The following is a 17156-nucleotide window of genomic DNA, read 5'->3' as shown; positions in this document are numbered from 1 at the left end:
AGGGCGTTGTACATCAGCGGAACGGCTTTGTTCAGCGCCACGGTGAATTTGAACGGCTTGTGCACACGCTGGCCGGACGGCTGACCGGACTGCGGGTCGGTCGGGACGGTCACGATGTGTTTGAATTCCTGCACCAGCATTTCATCTTCGTGGCCCTGCACGTAGATGTTGCCGACGGAGTCGGACGTGAAGGCACCGGCGGTGATGTTGCCCTGAGTTTTCCCTTCAATGCTGATATAACATGGGGTTGGCATAGTCTTGCTCCTTGTTGTTGAACGGTTTTTACTTTCGCCCGCTTGACAATGCAATGGCTATGCCAACTTTTATCCTATTGTTTTATAATGGAATTTAAAATATACATTTCAGCCTATTCAAAATCTGCGCAAAAAGTTGCGCAGAATGCGCAGATCGTTTGCAAACATTGCGCAAAAAGTGATTTGTGCTGGAAAGTGCGCAAGAAGTTGCGCAGATTTGGCAATTGTTCTGATAATTTGACTTAGCGATCGCCAGAGTCCGTCATGTTGATAGGTAAGGGCGATTGATCCGTCTTCAAATCAAGACATTTCAGCGCTAAACACTCATCTCGCACGATCGGTTCATTACTCTGGATCCGGAGAGTCAATAACGCCTTATTACCGGAAATTCCATAGTCTTGAGTTTTATTGATGAACGGATTGATATCATCGGTGACGTTTTGATGGATGAGCCGAGGCGAATTCCAAACATCACGTTAACGGATGCATTATGTTGTTGCGGCGAGCGGCACGATTTTGTCATACATCCTGCCAAAGAACGTTTCACAAATAACTTCCTTATCTTCTCTTCACCACATACCAACAATGTGCTCGAACTTGTCGTCCGTCTTGCTATGTTATCTCGTTGTTTGACTTTTGCGCCATTATCGTTTTTGTTTTTATACCAGCTGGTTATCAGTCTCAAAAAATTATTTATCCCAAATTGCAAATAGATTATATGGCACATCTAATTTCCTGTTCCTTAATGGTATTAAAATAACTGGGGTTTGTAAGATGGGAGTTAGAACCACCTTAAGTCATATTGTCAGGACATAATCGGTTTTCAGTGAGTGGTCGATTCTTTGTTATTCGCTTGAAATGAGTGATAGAGATGTTAATTGTGTTGCCAGGAATGTCATGTTTAATAGGATCGTTAAGCTTGGGAACACAACTGCTATTATTAGATAACGGGCATGATGACGACGGTACACCGTATTTGCTGAGTCCAATGGTTTTATCTGATTTCTTATTCAGAAGTTATTTTGTTAACAATCGATACAGCACATGTAAAGTGAATAACGATGCCTCAAACCCCGCGACAACCTGACAAAAACTACTTTTTACAGTTCAATGTGTGCATTTATCTGTGATAAACCGGCGTGCTATCGACACGATGGTTACAGTAACTATGGTGACTATTTGGTCATTAATCAAAATTTAAGCGCCATTATTGTGCCGTTTTTTTATGTTTGAAAAACTTGGTTTTTTGTTGATTTATTCTCTTTTTTGATTTTGGATTTCTTTTTATATCTATGATTCTATAGATATTTTTGTTTTAGCAATACAGAATGATATTATTATTGACCACTTATAACAGGTGTGTGTATCATCGCCTCGTCAGTATTTAGCGTTATATCGCTCAATTAGCTCGAAGTTAACTGCTTTTTTACTATTTGGTAATGGATATACCAAGAGGAAGTAATATTGGTTATATCCAGTTGCTTAGGTAATATCAACGGTCGATAAACGAAAAGTAATTTATTTTTCTTATCCGAACAGTGTTGTTCTAATTAACCTCGGACGTACCCTGGAAGGAATCGACCATGTGTTTTCTGGCCAGTCAGGGCCTAAACCTGGTATGCGAATATGGGAAAAGGAATTGACGGTGCATCCGTTGCACCAAAGGAACGTATTAATATCAAATATGTACCCGCGACTGGGGGACAGCAAAGCGAAGTTGAATTGCCGCTGACTCTGATGGTCGTTGGTAATATGAAAGGTCGTACGGAAGAAACGCCGATTGAGGAACGTTCTACTGTATCGATCGATAAAAACAATTTTTCTTCCGTTATGAAAGAATCCAAACTGGAACTCAATTTCAGCGTGCCTAATCGCCTGGAAGAAGAGAGCCAGGATGACCTGCCTGTAAAACTCAATATCGAATCTTTAGCTGATTTCTCCCCCGACCGTATTGCTGAACAAGTACCTGAATTGCAAAAGCTTCTGGAGCTCCGTGAAGCGCTGGTTGCGCTGAAGGGCCCGCTTGGCAACATCCCTGCATTCCGTAATCGTCTGCAGGATTTGCTGGCAAGCGAAGATGCGCGGGAACAGCTGCTGAAAGAGCTGGATCTGGTGAAACCAGCTGAGTAATACGTTGGATTGACGAGAAGGGAAACAAACATGTCAGTAGTAGAAGAGAAAGTACAGGCGGGCGCAGAAAGTGCCGCTCCTTCCTTGCTTGATGAGATCATGGCCCAAGCCCGGCTTACGCCTGTCGATGAAGGCTATAGCGTCGCCAAGCAGGGGATCGCCGCACTGATCTCAAATATTCTGGACAGTGGCGATACGAGCGAGCCGGTCAACAAGGCGCTGGTAGATAGCATGATTGTTGAGCTGGATAAAAAGCTCAGCAAGCAGGTCGATGTCATTTTGCACGCCGAGGAAGTTCAGGAACTGGAATCTTCCTGGCGTTCGCTGAAGCTGATGGTCGATCGCACTGATTTCCGTGAAAACATCAAGATTCTATTGCTCCATGCCACCAAGCAGGAGCTGTTGGATGACTTTGAGTTCGCGCCCGAAATCACCCAGTCCGGTTTTTACAAACACGTCTACTCCAGCGGTTACGGCCAGTTCGGCGGACAGCCGATCGGCGCGGTCATCGGTGACTATGCTTTCACGCAAAGTTCTCCGGATATCAAGCTGCTGCAATACACGAGCGCGGTGGGCGCGATGGCCCATTCACCTTTCATTTCCTCGGTTGACCCGACGTTTTTTGGCGTTGACAGCTTCACCGAATTGCCGACCATCAAAGACCTCAAATCCGTCTTCGAAGGCCCGGCTTATACCAAATGGCGCTCTCTGCGCGAATCTGAAGATTCCCGCTATCTGGGCCTGACGGCACCGCGTTTCCTGGCGCGTCTGCCGTACGATCCGGTCGAAAACCCGATCAAAGGGTTCAACTACAAAGAAGATATCAGCGTCGACCACGATCACTACCTGTGGGGTAACACGGCCTATCTGATGGGAACGGCGCTGACAGACAGCTTTGCGAAATATCGCTGGTGTCCGAACATCATCGGTCCGCAGAGCGGTGGCGCGATTACCGACCTGCCGGTACACGTTTATGAAGCGATGGGTCAATTGCAGGCCAAGATCCCGACGGAAGTTCTGATCACCGATCGTCGCGAATACGAAATGGCAGAGGAAGGCTTCATTACTCTGACCATGCGTAAAGACAGTGATAATGCTGCATTTTTCTCTGCCAATTCGGTGCAAAAACCGAAGGTGTTCCCGAACACCAAAGAAGGGAAAGAAGCGGAAACCAATTACAAATTGGGCACACAGCTCCCATACATGTTCATTATCAACCGTCTTGCTCACTACATCAAAGTGCTGCAGCGCGAACAGATTGGTTCCTGGAAAGAGCGTCAGGATCTGGAACGTGAACTGAACGGCTGGATCAAACAGTACGTTGCCGATCAGGAAAACCCGCCGGCAGACGTTCGTAGCCGTCGCCCGTTGCGTGCCGCTCAGATCAAGGTTCTGGATGTTGAAGGTGAACCGGGTTGGTATCAGGTCGCAATGTCCGTACGTCCTCATTTCAAGTATATGGGGGCGAATTTTGAACTGTCGTTGGTGGGACGTTTGGACAAGGAATAATCTCTGATGGCCTCTCTCTCTTCGTGGGATAGAGGGAGTGCCGCCAGTTTGTTCGATCGTATCCGGGGCGAAGAACGTCGCAGTTCTTCGCCTCAGGACGAGCTGGAGTGTCTGATTGAGTCGGTAAAACGCAAACTCGACCAGGTGCTCAATACGCGTCCGGGAAGTTGTCGCAGTGCGCCTGATCTCGGCGTCATTGATTTTAATGACGCGACGCAGGGCGGAGCAGATATACGTGGTCGGATACGTGAGGCGATACGGCAATGCATTTGTCAGTATGAGCCGCGCATCGTTCATGTCGAAGTCAGTTCCAACGACTATCCATCTAGCCCGCTCGAAATGGCGTTTCAGGTGACAGCTCACGTACGGTTGGAACAGCTGGAGCAGGTCACTTCCTTCAATATCCATATGGACAGTCACCGACACTATAGAATGACGTAACTATGCTTCTGGAACACTACTTCAGGGATGAAATAGCTTACCTGCGTTTGCAAGGACGCCAGTTTGCCGATGCCCACCCTGAACTGACCCGTTTTCTATCAGAACAAACCACCGATCCGGACGTCGAGAGGCTGCTGGAAGGGTTTGCTTTTCTGACGGGAAGTTTGCGGGCAAAAATTGAGGATGAATTTCCTGAATTGACCCACGGGCTGCTGGGCATGCTGTGGCCGAACTATTTACGTCCGGTTCCCAGCATGACGATTATGCAGTTCTCAGTGATCCCTGGAGCCATTGCACGGCCTGCTTTAATTAGCCGCGGCTGTATGCTGGATAGCCAGCCAGTCGACGACGTCGTATGCCATTTCCAGACCTGTCATGACGCCTGGGTGTATCCTGCGGATATCCGCGACATCAGCGTACAAAGCGGTAACGACCTCTCCAAAATTAGTCTGGACTTCAACCTGCACGGACCGATGCTGCTCAACGAGTTGCAGTTGGACAAGCTGCGGTTTTATTTGGGAGGCGACAGCTACACCGCCTACGAACTCTATTTCTGGCTCTCCAGTAAGCTTTCCCACATCGAGCTTGAAATCGATGGGACACGATTCAGACAAGAAGCCAGTACGTTAAAAACGATCGGCTTCGAACGGGAAGATGCACTGCTGCCTTATCCGAGCAACGTCTATTCCGGCTACCGAATTTTGCAGGAATTTTTCTGCTTCCCGGAAGCCTTCCTGTTCTTTCAGCTTTCCGGTGCGGACTGGCCTAACCAGCCGTTGTCGGTCACTGATTTCAAAATCCACTTCTGTTTTGCCTGCCCGCTGCCTGCGGAACTCAAAATCCGTCCTGACTCTTTCATGTTGAACTGCGTACCGGCGATCAACCTGTTCCAGCATGACAGCGAGCCGATCAACCTCAACGGCCGCCAGACGGAGTATCCGCTCAAAGCCAGTTACCGACATGCGGATGCCTACGAAATTTTCTCGGTGGACAAAGTCGAGGGATGGATTGAAGGCCATATCGGGCGCGCTCGCGGCGAGCCGCGACAGTATCAGCCGTTTGAAAGCTTCCAGCACCAGATTGAGCGCGCCAAAGGCCGTCTGGCGTTGTACTACCGCAGCCGCGTGCGCGAGGCGGTCAGCGGCGACGGTTTCGACCATGCGCTATCGTTCGTGCGCGGTGATGAAACCGAAGCGGTTGATATGGACGAGTCCATTTCGGTATCGCTGACCTGCACGAACCGCTCCAAAGCGTCTCAGTTGCCAGTCGGCGCCGTCTGCATGCCGACCGGCAGCTCGCCGTCGTTCGCGAAGTTCAGAAATATTATCCGGCCGACGCGGCCGCTGCGTCCCGCACTGGACGGCAGCCTGCATTGGACGCTGATCTCCAACCTGTCGCTGAACTATGTTTCGTTGCTGCGTCGCGACGCGCTGGTGCAGATCCTGCGGACGTACGACTTCCCGGCGCTGCATGACAAACAGGCCGAGCAGGCGTCCCGCAAGCGTCTGGCCGGGATCGAATCAATAGAAACCACGCCGATAGACCGGCTGATTCGCGGGATGCCGGTACGTGGGCTGAAGTCGGTGCTGTCCGTGTATCAGTCCGCCTTCGCCAGCGAAGGCGAGCTGTATCTATTCGGCACCGTACTGGCGCATTTCTTCTCGCTTTACGCCAGCGTCAACGCCTTCCATTTATTGGAAATCATCAACCTTGATAACAAGGAGCGCTACAAATGGCCAGTCCAGATAGGTCAGCACTCCATGATGTGATGTTTCGGGATGATGCGCCGCGCTTTAATTTTTTCCAGCTGGTCGAGCTTGTCAACCGGTTGGAAGGCGTGGATCAGGAGCGGGGGCTGGACTACCGGCCTGAACAGGAACGCATACGGTTCAAATCCACCGCGTCCCTGGGTTTTCATAGCAGCGATATACAAGGCATTACGCAGGACGAAACGCAGGGCCATGTGCTGGAAGTCGCCTTCATGGGCCTGCACGGCAGTCAATCGCCTATGCCCGGCTACTACCTGGACGATCTGGCCTGGGAGTATGCGCAGGGCGAACAGAAACTGGGCGCGTTTCTGGATTTCTTCCACCACCGCCTGCTGACGTTGTTACACCGCCTCTGGCGCAAATACCGTTACCACGTCCGCTTTCAGGACGAAGGGGAAGATGGATTCTCGCGGCTGATGTTCGCGCTGGTGGGCCTGGGCAATGACGCCGTGCGCGAGAGCCTGCCGGTCAACCGGGCCAAGATGCTGTCCTACGCCGGAATGCTGGCGAGTCCGAGTCGCTCGCCGGAAGTGGTGGCCGGGCTGGTCGCGCACTGCTTTGACCTGGACATGGTCGATGTTATCGCGTGGCAGGCGCGCAAAGTGCCGATTCATACGGACCAGCAGAATCGGTTGGGAAGGGCCAACTCCATGATGGGCAACGACTTCGTTATCGGCGACAAGGTTAACGACTGCGCGGGAAAATTTTTGCTGAAAATCAATAACCTGAGCTTTGCGCAGTTTTTACAGTTTTTGCCCAACGGCGAACATTTCGAGCCACTGGTGCGCTTCGTTTCCTTCATCCTGCGCGACCAATGCGCGTGGGACCTGCGGCTGGGGTTCGGTTTGGGAGAAGCGAAAGGGCTTCGCCTGGGACATGAGCAGAGCGCTCGTTTGGGATGGAGCAGCTTTCTCGGCGAGCCGCCGAGCGAGCCTGATGTGACTATTTGCGTGCAGGAGTAATCGTGAACGAACTTAATCAACAACTTTCTTTGGTGGTGCTGAACAGTGAACAGCTGGAAGGCAACTCCCAGGTTCAATACCAGTTTCATCAAAGTGGCGGCACGCTGGGCTCCTCGGAGCAGGATAGTTGGAAGCTGAAAGATCGGCTAGGCGCGGTGCTGCCTGAACATGCGCGCATCGAACTGCATGATGGGCGCTTTTGCCTGTGTGATCTCAGCGGCCAAACCTTCATCAATGGTGCGACCTCGCCCATCGGGCGCTCAAGAAAAGTTTTTTTGGATCAGGGCGACGAACTGACGGTCGGACCGTTCAGGCTGCGAGTGTATATGGGCAAGGTCAGCGCGGAGCCGGAACTGGCGCAGATCATTGGCAACCGCTCGGAAAATGAGCTGGATGACTGGCTTGCGCAGGAAAAAGCCACGGAGAATAACGAACAAACGTCTACGCCATCCCCGGCCAGCGACCCGCTACTGGCGCTACAGCAAGAACAAACCGGCGCAAACGCATTCCTTACTCAGGAGACGCGGGCAACGCCCGAATTCTCCACTACGACTCGTGTTTCATCTACTTCTTCTTCAGCCGTTGAGGGCACCATGGACCAGGAATTTCTCGAGCTACCCGCTATACAGGACCGTTTTGATTCGCTGACAGCCGGCGACAACATCGAACAAAACGCGCTGGCCCCGCTGATGCGCGGCCTCGGTCAGACGCTGGACATCGGCAACAATCAGCATCTCAGCAATTTCCTTGAGGACATGGGAAAAACGCTGCGCGCCATGATTGAAGGGCTGTTGAAGCTGCAGGCCGACCAGGCGGCGCTGTCGGACAAGCATTTGCGTCCGATTGAAGACAATCCGCTGCGTCTGAGTCTGGACTACCACGACACGCTGTCGTTGCTGTTCGCTGAAGAGAAAAGCCCGGTGCACCTTTCCGCACCTGCCGCCGTCGATGAAGTCCTGCGCAACGTGCGTATCCACCACATTGCCAACGAGCAGGCCATCGCGACCGCGCTGGACAGCATTTTGCAGGCGTTCTCCCCCGACGTGTTGCTCAAGCGCTTCGAACATTATCGCCGTGCCGGCGAGCAGAATCCCATGGACGATGGCTGGGCCTGGTCCATGTACCAGCACTACTTCCGCGAGCTGACGTCCGAACGCCAGCAGGGATTCCAGAAGCTGTTCCAGCAGGTGTATTCCCAGGCCTACGACCGCGTCGTTCGTGAGCAACAGGAGTTAATCTGATGCTGCGGACATTCTTGCTTTCCGGGGTATTACTGCTGCTTTCAGGCTGTACCACTATGGGCAAGATGGCTGACGTTGCAATGAACCCGGATATTCAGGTGGGGAGCAACGATAGCCAACCCTCGACCGCCGGGTTCAGCCTGCTTGCCGAGCCGGACGTGAACCCCAACGAGAGTGGGGAAGCGGCGCCGATTGAGTTTCAGATCGTCATGCTGTCGGAAGACTCCAAGCTGCTGGCGACGGACTACGACCAGGTGACGGCCGATCTGGAGAAATCGCTGGGCAAGAATTACATCGACCACCAGGACTACACCTTGCTGCCGGGACAGTTCAAGTATCTGCCGCCGGTCAAGCTGGATGAGAAGATACGTTATATCGGCGTCGTTGCGCGCTATGCGGATCCCGACAGCGCCGAATGGCGCAAGGTCATCAAAGTGAAAAATACCGGACGGGCCTATCAGATTCTCGTGCATCTGCGTCTGGATGAAGTCGAACTCCAAAAAGAAGAAGAATAGCTATGTCGAGCCGAAATCGGATTATTTGGCGTGAAGGTTTATTCATCAAACCTCAGCATTTTCAACAGCAGCAAAGGCATACGGATTACACTCTGCACGCGCGTCTGAGCGCGATGGGCGATTTTTTCTACGGCCTTCAGTCGCTGACCATTAACGAAGAGTACCTGAACTTTGGGCGCATCGCGCTGGTGTCCGCTACCGGGATCATGCCGGACGGCACCGTCTTTAACATTCCGAGCGATGACATGTTGCCGCAGCCGCTGGAGATCACCGATGCGTCGGTCGTCAATCAGAAGGTCTATCTGGCGATCCCGCTGTCCGTCAGCGGCGTGAGCGAGGTCAATCACGGCGGTCAGCAGATTGCGACGCGACTGCATGCACACCGCCACGACGTGCGCGATCTGCACAGCGAAGGCGGCGATGTGGTGTCGCTGGAAGTGGGGCAGGTCAGCCTGCGTCTGATGCTGGAGCGCGACGATCGCAGCGCCTACGCCTCGCTGGCGATTGCCCAGATTCTGGATAAACGGCCGGATGGCGGTCTGGTGCTGGACCCGAACTTCATGCCGTGCAGCATCAGCATTTCCGCGATCCCAACGCTTAAGCGTTTCCTCGGCGAGTCCGCCGGACTGGTGGCCGAACGCGCCCGCAGTCTGGCGCAGCGCATCGCCGCGCCGGGACAGCAGGGGGTCGCCGACGTCGCCGAATTCATGATGTTGCAGTTGCTCAACCGCGCGCAGCCGCTGCTGTCGCATTTGGCGCGGATGGGGACGCTGCACCCCGAGCGTCTGCATGAAGCGCTGGTGCAGGTCTGCGGCGAACTGATGACGTTCACGGATGAATCCCGCCTGCCGCCGGAGTTTCCCGCCTATCGCCACGACGACCAGCAGAGCAGTTTTGAGCCGCTGATGATGGCGTTCCGTCAGGCGCTGAGCACCGTGCTGTCGCCGCGCGCCGTCTCGTTGCAGCTGCGTAAGCACCAGTACGGCGTGATGATTGCGATGGTCGGCGACAGCGAGCTGATGGCCAGCGCCGACTTCGTCCTGGCCGTACGCGCCAGAATGCCGCAGGAGCAGTTGCGCAAACAGCTGTTGCAGCAGACCAAAGTGGCGTCCAGCGACAAGATCCGCGAACTGATCAGCCTGCAGCTGCCGGGCGTTCCGCTGCTGCCGCTGCCGGTAGCGCCTCGTCAGCTGCCGTACCACGCGGGCTACAGCTATTTCCAGCTGGATCGACAGAGCGCCGCCTGGCAGATGCTGGTGGGCGACAACACGCTGGCGTTCCATATTGCCGGGGACTTCCCGGATCTGGATATGCAGCTTTGGGCTATTCGTAGCTAATTACCGGGGGAAGAGCTAGATGACGATCGATGTTATCCGCAATGAGCTGCTGGGCGACTTGTTGTACGACCACGCCCAACAGCTGGATATGGACTCAGACTATTGGTTTCGGCTACGCGGCCAAAGCATCAACCCCATGATTGACGCCGTGACGCCGCTGCTGGGCATGGTGGAGCGCGTGCGTCATCTGACGGCGTATGACCAGGTGCCCGATCTGTACCAAAAAGTGGTGTCGGAAATTCAGGCCATTGAGCAGGAGCTGATTACGCACGGCTATGAAAACGGCGTCATTTTGTCGTTTCGCTACATCCTCTGCACCTATATCGACGAGGCCGTCATGGGCCGCGAATGGGGCAGCCAGAGCGTGTGGTCGGAGCATTCGCTGCTGACCCGATTCCACAACGAAACCTGGGGTGGAGAGAAGGTGTTTGTCCTGCTGGGCAAATTGCAGACCGATCCGGTCCATTATCGGGACATTCTGGAGTTCATCTATCTCTGTCTGTGCCTGGGATTTGAGGGGCGCTACCGCGTGATGACGCAGGGCCGCGACGAATTCGAAGGTATTGTCCGCAAGCTTCACAACATTCTGCATCCGGAATCGGCGGAGACACCCTCCGTCTTCCATCTCGATCTGGGACAGCAGTCCTCCGGCTACCGGATGCGCCGGCAGATTTCGCTCTTCACGCTGTTTTTATGCGTCAGCGTGGTGTTAGCGGCGATCTTCGGTCTTTATCACTATCAGCTCAGCAATCAGACCCAGGACGTGCTTCGTCAACTGGGGGAATTATTACAATAAGATAGGAGATCACACGATGATTCGAATAGAACTGCCGGTGTTGGTTGAACGGCTTAATCCTATTTGTCGACACATGCTGGAAGAGGCTGCGGCCCTGTGTGTGAATTGCCAGGGCGCGGAAATCCGGGTCGAACACTTGCTGCTGAAAATGTTGGACACGCCGCTCAGCGACGTGCGTCAGATCCTCAAGCGCGCTGAGGTGGATGTGGATGAGCTGACGCAACTGCTCCAGCCATCCGGCGTGGATAAAGAGTACGATCAGGGCTACCCCTCGTTTTCGCCGTTGCTGATTGAGTGGTTGCAGGACAGCTGGCTGTTGGCGTCCGCGGAGATGCAGCACGCCACGTTGCGCAGCGGGGTGCTGCTGCTGGTCCTGCTGATGACCCCCAATCGCTACCTCGCCGGAGCGGTTACGCGCTCTCTGGCGAAAGTGAACCGTGAGCTGCTGCGTCAGCAGTTCGACGAGTGGGTGAAAGACTCTGCGGAAACGGACGTCTCGTCTACGGCCGCCGGCAACGCGGGCGGCGGCGCGGCGGCGTCTCAGGGCGATGCGTCGTTGTTGGCTCGCTTCACCGACAACATCACCGAGCAGGCCCGCGCGGGCAGGCTGGACCCGGTGCTGTGTCGCGATAAAGAGATCGATCTGATGATCGATATCCTGTCGCGCCGCCGTAAGAACAACCCGATTGTAGTGGGTGAAGCCGGCGTCGGTAAAAGCGCGCTGATCGAAGGTCTGGCGCTGCGCATCGTGGCGGATCTGGTGCCTGAGAAAATGCGCAACGTCGAGCTGCTATCGCTGGACTTAGGCGCGATGCAGGCTGGCGCCGCTGTCAAAGGCGAATTCGAAAAACGATTCAAAGGGGTGATGCAGGAGGTGAAAACCTCGCCTCAGCCCATCATTCTGTTCATTGATGAAGCCCACACGCTGATCGGCGCGGGCAATCAGGCCGGCGGGCTGGACGTTTCCAACCTGATTAAACCGGCGCTGGCGCGCGGCGAGCTGCGTACCATCGCCGCCACGACCTGGAGCGAATACAAGAAATACGTCGAGAAAGACGCCGCCCTGTCGCGCCGTTTCCAAATGGTCAAAGTGGGTGAGCCGGACGCGGAAGAGGCCACCGTCATCCTGCGCGGCCTGCGCAGCATTTACGAGAAGGCGCACGGCGTTCTGATCGACGAAGCGGCGCTGCATGCCGCGGCCCAACTGTCATCACGCTATATCTCGGGCCGACAGCTGCCGGATAAAGCCATCGACGTGCTCGATACCGCCTGCGCTCGCGTCGCCATCAATCTGACCACGCCGCCGCGCGCCATCAGCCATGTGCAAAATCAGCTGCACCAGCGCGAGCAGGAAATTCTTCAGCTTGAGCGTCAGACCCGGATCGGTCTGGGGGATAATGCGGAACGACTGGCGTTGCTGCGTGACGCTCAGCAGGCCGATGAAGCGGAGCTTACCGCTGTGAACGCGGATTGGCAGGCGCAGCAGGCGTTGGTCAGCGAGGTGATCGCACTGCGCGCGGCGCTGTTGGCCGATGAACTCACCGACGAGGTCACGCTGGGCGAGGAAACCCTGTCGCTGGCGGACGCCACGCAGCGTCTGGCCGAGCGCGAACAGGCGCTGGCCGCCTTGCAGGAAGACGCCATTCTGGTCTCCGCGCACGTGGATAAAGCGCAGATCGCTGCGGTGATCGCCGAGTGGACCGGCGTGCCGCTGAACCGCATTTCGCAGGGCGAGCTGGACGTTGTCACCCAGTTGCCGACGCACCTCGGCGACACGATCAAAGGGCAGGATCTGGCGATAGCCCAACTGCACAAACATCTGCTGACCGCCCGCGCCGATCTGCGTCGTCCGGGCCGTCCTCTAGGGGCGTTCCTGCTGGTCGGTCCGAGCGGCGTCGGCAAGACCGAAACCGTGCTACAGATCGCCGACCTCATGTTCGGCGGCCGCAACTACCTGACCACCATCAATATGTCGGAATATCAGGAGAAACACACGGTGTCTCGCCTGATCGGCTCTCCTCCGGGCTACGTCGGCTTCGGCGAGGGCGGCATCCTGACGGAAGCCATCCGCCAGAAGCCGTACTCGGTGGTGCTGCTGGACGAAGTCGAAAAAGCGCATCCCGACGTACTGAACCTGTTCTACCAGGCTTTTGATAAAGGGGAGCTGGCGGATGGCGAAGGTCGTCTAATCGACTGTAAGAACGTCGTCTTCTTCCTGACGTCCAACCTGGGCTTCCAGACCATCGTGGATTACGCCGACCGGCAGGACGATCTGCTGGATGCGCTCTATCCCGAACTGGCGGGCTTTTTCAAACCGGCGCTGCTGGCGCGTATGGAAGTCATTCCTTACCTGCCGTTGGCTCAGGATACGCTGGTCGATATCGTCCACGGCAAGCTCTCTCGTCTGGTCAATCTGCTGAAGGCCCGCTTCGACGCTGAAGTGGTTATCGACGACGACGTGCCGGTAGAGATCTTGCGGTTGGCTAACCGCAGCGAAAACGGCGCGCGCATGCTGGAGTCCGTGATCGACGGTCATCTGTTGCCGCCGGTGTCGTTGCAGCTGCTGCAACGGATCTCCGCAGGCGATGCCATTGCGCGCATTCGCTTCAGCGTGAACGACGGCCAGTTTGTTTCAGAGGTGGAGGGCTGAGGATGCAGCAAGCCCTTGAATTCACGCTTTCGCTGACCCGGCCTCATGACGAGGCCGAACTCTGCGACTGGTTGCTGGATACCCTGCGGGACCACTGGCGGCCGAGCGGTGCAGTTCTGGGCTTGGTGGATATCAGCGGGCGGCAATTTACCTGTGAGGGATGGATTCACGGCAAACCGGTGTTATTGACGCTGGACGTCGATGACTTCAGCCATCCCCTGGCTTACGTATTGCACAAAAATCAGGTGAGAACCTGGGACTCTCTGTACGGCGGCGCGCGCATAGAACACGCCGCGTTTCGCGGACTGCTGGCGGAAGCCGGGGCGCAGTGCGGTCTGCATGCCTTGCCGGTCAACGGTGAGAACGGCAAGTCGGTCGGCGTTCTGGCGCTGTTCGACAGCGGCGTCCGGCTGCGGATGTGGCATGAGCAAGATGAGCTGCCGCTGCTGGCGCGCATTTTCACGCATCAGCTTGCCCTGTTGCGGGATTTGGGCCGCAGCCGCCGTGAGCAGACCGTGCTGCGAGACTCGCTGCGTCAGATCAAGGGTAAGGACGCGCGGCTGCGCCAGCAAGAGAAACTGTTGGAGACCTCGCTCGTCGGGCAGTCGGCGGCGATCCGCCGACTGCATCAGCAAATCGGTCAGGCGGCTCAACATCATCTGGCGGTGCTGATCCAGGGCGAAACTGGTGCGGGCAAAGACGTGGTGGCGCGTCTGCTGCATCAGTGTTCGGTCCGCGCCGACAAGCCGTTTATCGCCATCAATTGCGCGGCCATCCCCGAAAATCTGATTGAAAGCGAGCTGTTTGGCTATCAAAAAGGGGCTTTTTCCGGCGCGCAGTGCAACAAAGACGGACTGGTGGCGCAGGCCAACGGGGGGACGCTGTTCCTGGATGAGGTCGGCGATATGCCGATGATTATGCAGGCCAAGCTGCTGCGCGTGCTGGAAACGCATGCCTTCCGTCCGTTGGGCGGCGATAAGGAGTGCCACTCCGACTTTCGCATCATCGCGGCGACGCATCAGCCGCTGGAGCAGTACGTCAGCGAAGGACGCTTCCGGCAGGATCTGTACCACCGGCTCTGCCAGTGCGCGATCCAGGTCTCTCCGTTGCGGGAACGGCCGGATGACATCGCGTTGCTGTGCGAACATTTCATCGCGCTGTTCGAACGTCAGGAAGGCAAAACGTTCGGGGCATTGCCGCGCGCCGTTCTCAAGCATTTGATCGATTACGACTTCCCCGGCAACGTCCGTGAACTCAAGAACCTGCTGGAAGTGGCCTGCGCCAATACCCCAGCGGGACAGGAAATCAGTCTGGACGCGTTGCCTCCGGAGCTGAAAAATCGCCTCGACGACCAGTCTATCGTGCTGGAAGACGGCTACAACCATATCCGGGATTTGCGTCTGGCGACGCAGCAGTACGAAGCGGCGGTGATCGCCGAGCGTATGCGCTATTTCCAGGGAAATCGCTTACTGGTGGCGGAAAGTCTCAACATCCCCAAACGGACGTTGGACCACAAGTGCCAGAAGCTGGAGGTGAAATGATGAGTATTTTATCCCTGTTGCCATTGCTGGTTTCGGCGTCGACGGCGCCTGCCCCCCACTGGGAGCGGCTATTGCAGCAGTGCGGCCAGGAAACCGTGCCGCAGGTGCGGTTAGCCTGCTACGACGCCATCGGCAGAGCGTCGGCCCCGACTGCCGGCACGTCTGCGCGTCCGGCGGACTGGCACGATCTCGTGGCGAATCATTCCGCTCGCGGCCGCGACGGGTTCGTCCTCAATCGCGATGATGCCTCGGACAGCCAGACACTGACGCGCCGCGCCGTCGAGGGGGGCACGTTGACCATCTCCTGCTCCAGCGCCATTACGCATTTGCGCTTACAGCTGGATAACGCGTGGCCAGGTGAGCAGATTCAGGCTCGCATCGATGGCGAACCGACCGCAGACAACTGGTTCGTCCGCAACCGGGGGATGCTGTTGGAATTCGGGCGCGGTCTGCCCGCCATCGAAGAGCTTAAACGCTGGATCGGCCATCGTGAGCTGCTGCTGTCGGACGATCGCGGCAGGACGGTGCAGGTCGACCTCACTGGTCTGGGGGACGCCCTGAAGCCGCTGCGTCAGCAATGTCGTTGGTAGGAGAACAGTCGATGGCAATCCACTCTCATCCTTGGTGTCAGCGGCTGCTGACGCCCCTGCCGGTAGACCGGGTCAGCGGCGCGGTTCCGTCGGACGATCCGCTCTGGGAAGACATCGAAACCGAGATGGTGAAGCTGGGATCGCTCGCCCACAGCCAGGTGGATATCAACGCGGTGGCGGAGCAGTGCATGACGCTGCTGGAAAGCCGTACCAAAGACATGCGCGTCGTCGTCCAACTGCTGCGCTGCTTGCAGCATCCGGCGAAGGCGACGCCATTCGCGACTGCAATGATGCTGCTGGACGACTGGGTGAACGTCTACTGGACCACGGCATGGCCGCAGAACTCGTTGCAGAAAACCCGGTTGATGACGCAGGCCGCCAAGCGTTTCGACAGCGTGTTGCCGCGCGTCGCCGAGAGTGCCTCGGTGGCCGAACTGGGTCAGTTGTTGACATTGTCGGAGCAGTTCGCCCAGCGTTGGTCCGCCATCGCGCCCGACAACACGCTGTTTGACGATTTGACGGTCAGCCTGCGTCGCGCGCAGAGTCGGCGCGCAGAGCAGAACAAGGCAAATGAACCGCCTCCGCGCGCGCAGGCGAGCGCCAGCGTCGCATCGGCTTCGTCCGGTCAGGCGGAACCGAAACCGTCCGTCGACATCAATCATTCGGATGACCGCGCCTGGCGGCAAACGCAGCTCAAAGTGGCGGAACTGCTGGTGGAACAGCAGGTGGATACCCCGGTGGGATACCGTCTGCGTCGGCACGCTATCTGGTCCGGCATCACCACGCCGCCGTTGACCGCAAAAGGCAACGCCACGCAACTGGCTCCCATGTCGGTGGATAGGGTGGACGAGTACAAGGCGGCGATGGGGCAGGCGGACAAGGCCCTGTGGGCGCGGGTGGAGCAGAGTCTGGTATTGGCGCCGTACTGGTTTGAAGGGCACATGTTATCGGCGCAGATCGCCACATCGCTGGACTGTAAAGCGACGGCTTCGGCCATCGCTGATGAGCTGCACGCCTTCCTGACGCGTCTGCCGACCCTGCGGGAACTTACGTTCAACGATGGGACGCCGTTCCTGACCGACGCCTGCCGAGAGTGGGTGGATGCCGGACAGGCGAACAGCGCGTCGTCGTCCGGGCAATCCGACGATCTGGCGGGCGAGGCGGCGAAATGTCGGGCGGAGAAGGGCCTGAACGCCGCCATGACGCTGCTGGATGAGAAGATGGCCAAGATGAAAGAGCCCAGAGGCCGTTTCTACGCCCAGCTGATCTTAGCGGATCTGCTGGCGGAGGAAGGAATGAAGACGTTAGCAACACAGCATTACCACGCTTTGTGGCAAGAAACCCAGCGATTGGGACTGTCGCAGTGGGAGCCGGGACTGGTTAGCCGCCTTGAGCGCTTTGCAACCTCGTGGTCAAAATAA

At 56.4% G+C, this 17156-nt stretch carries 14 protein-coding genes; 13 read left to right on the top strand and 1 reads right to left on the bottom strand.

Going from position 1 to position 17156, the window contains the following annotated elements; translation table 11 throughout:
• On the bottom strand, window positions 1-254 hold a 254-nt coding region (gene tssD, locus BLU64_RS14530), incomplete at its 3' end, for a type VI secretion system tube protein TssD (protein WP_139171514.1).
• A 1626-nt stretch (window positions 255-1880) separates the two neighbouring features.
• On the opposite strand from tssD, the gene tssB reads away from it, so the two are divergent.
• The 13 genes from tssB to tssA are packed head-to-tail and all read left to right on the top strand — an operon-like array spanning window position 1881 to window position 17156.
• Window positions 1881-2384, top strand: a complete 504-nt coding sequence (gene tssB / locus BLU64_RS14525) for a type VI secretion system contractile sheath small subunit (RefSeq protein ID WP_026741956.1) — start codon at window positions 1881-1883, stop codon at window positions 2382-2384.
• A gap of 30 nt (window positions 2385-2414) precedes the next feature.
• The gene (gene tssC, locus BLU64_RS14520) at window positions 2415-3893 is read left to right on the top strand and encodes a type VI secretion system contractile sheath large subunit (protein ID WP_026741957.1); all 1479 of its coding nucleotides are present in this window, start codon (window positions 2415-2417) and stop codon (window positions 3891-3893) included.
• 6 nt (window positions 3894-3899) lie between these two features.
• Window positions 3900-4334, top strand: coding sequence for a type VI secretion system baseplate subunit TssE (gene tssE, locus BLU64_RS14515; RefSeq protein WP_026741958.1), 435 nt, complete (start codon window positions 3900-3902; stop codon window positions 4332-4334).
• Between the two features lie 2 nt (window positions 4335-4336).
• Complete coding sequence (gene tssF, locus BLU64_RS14510) at window positions 4337-6103, top strand: type VI secretion system baseplate subunit TssF (RefSeq protein ID WP_074729175.1); 1767 nt, start codon at window positions 4337-4339, stop codon at window positions 6101-6103.
• Window positions 6067-7065 carry a type VI secretion system baseplate subunit TssG gene (gene tssG, locus BLU64_RS14505; protein WP_074729173.1) on the top strand — a complete coding sequence of 333 codons (999 nt, stop codon included), beginning with the start codon at window positions 6067-6069 and terminating at the stop codon, window positions 7063-7065. Before tssF ends, tssG begins: the two co-directional genes overlap by 37 nt.
• 2 nt (window positions 7066-7067) lie before the next feature.
• Window positions 7068-8306, top strand: a complete 1239-nt coding sequence (gene tagH / locus BLU64_RS14500; protein WP_074729171.1) for a type VI secretion system-associated FHA domain protein TagH — start codon at window positions 7068-7070, stop codon at window positions 8304-8306.
• Window positions 8306-8821 carry a type VI secretion system lipoprotein TssJ gene (gene tssJ, locus BLU64_RS14495; RefSeq protein WP_026739480.1) on the top strand — a complete coding sequence of 172 codons (516 nt, stop codon included), beginning with the start codon at window positions 8306-8308 and terminating at the stop codon, window positions 8819-8821. Before tagH ends, tssJ begins: the two co-directional genes overlap by 1 nt.
• 2 nt (window positions 8822-8823) lie before the next feature.
• Entirely contained in the window at window positions 8824-10158 is a 1335-nt protein-coding gene (gene tssK, locus BLU64_RS14490; RefSeq protein WP_026739481.1) for a type VI secretion system baseplate subunit TssK, read from the top strand.
• A 19-nt stretch (window positions 10159-10177) separates the two neighbouring features.
• Complete coding sequence (gene icmH, locus BLU64_RS14485) at window positions 10178-10954, top strand: type IVB secretion system protein IcmH/DotU (protein WP_026741962.1); 777 nt, start codon at window positions 10178-10180, stop codon at window positions 10952-10954.
• Between the two features lie 16 nt (window positions 10955-10970).
• The gene (gene tssH / locus BLU64_RS14480; RefSeq protein WP_074729169.1) at window positions 10971-13604 is read left to right on the top strand and encodes a type VI secretion system ATPase TssH; all 2634 of its coding nucleotides are present in this window, start codon (window positions 10971-10973) and stop codon (window positions 13602-13604) included.
• 2 nt (window positions 13605-13606) lie between these two features.
• Window positions 13607-15145 carry a sigma-54 interaction domain-containing protein gene (locus BLU64_RS14475; protein WP_074729168.1) on the top strand — a complete coding sequence of 513 codons (1539 nt, stop codon included), beginning with the start codon at window positions 13607-13609 and terminating at the stop codon, window positions 15143-15145.
• Window positions 15145-15735: a type VI secretion system-associated protein VasI gene (vasI, locus tag BLU64_RS14470; protein ID WP_026741965.1), complete on the top strand. Its 591-nt coding sequence runs from the start codon at window positions 15145-15147 to the stop codon at window positions 15733-15735. Before BLU64_RS14475 ends, vasI begins: the two co-directional genes overlap by 1 nt.
• A gap of 11 nt (window positions 15736-15746) precedes the next feature.
• Entirely contained in the window at window positions 15747-17156 is a 1410-nt protein-coding gene (tssA, locus tag BLU64_RS14465) for a type VI secretion system protein TssA (protein WP_458574074.1), read from the top strand.

This window comes from Lonsdalea quercina (genome assembly GCF_900107885.1).
GTDB classification, from domain to species: domain Bacteria; phylum Pseudomonadota; class Gammaproteobacteria; order Enterobacterales; family Enterobacteriaceae; genus Lonsdalea; species Lonsdalea quercina.
Note: the sequence above shows the minus strand (reverse complement) of the source record. Positions and strands in the feature narration are given on the sequence as shown.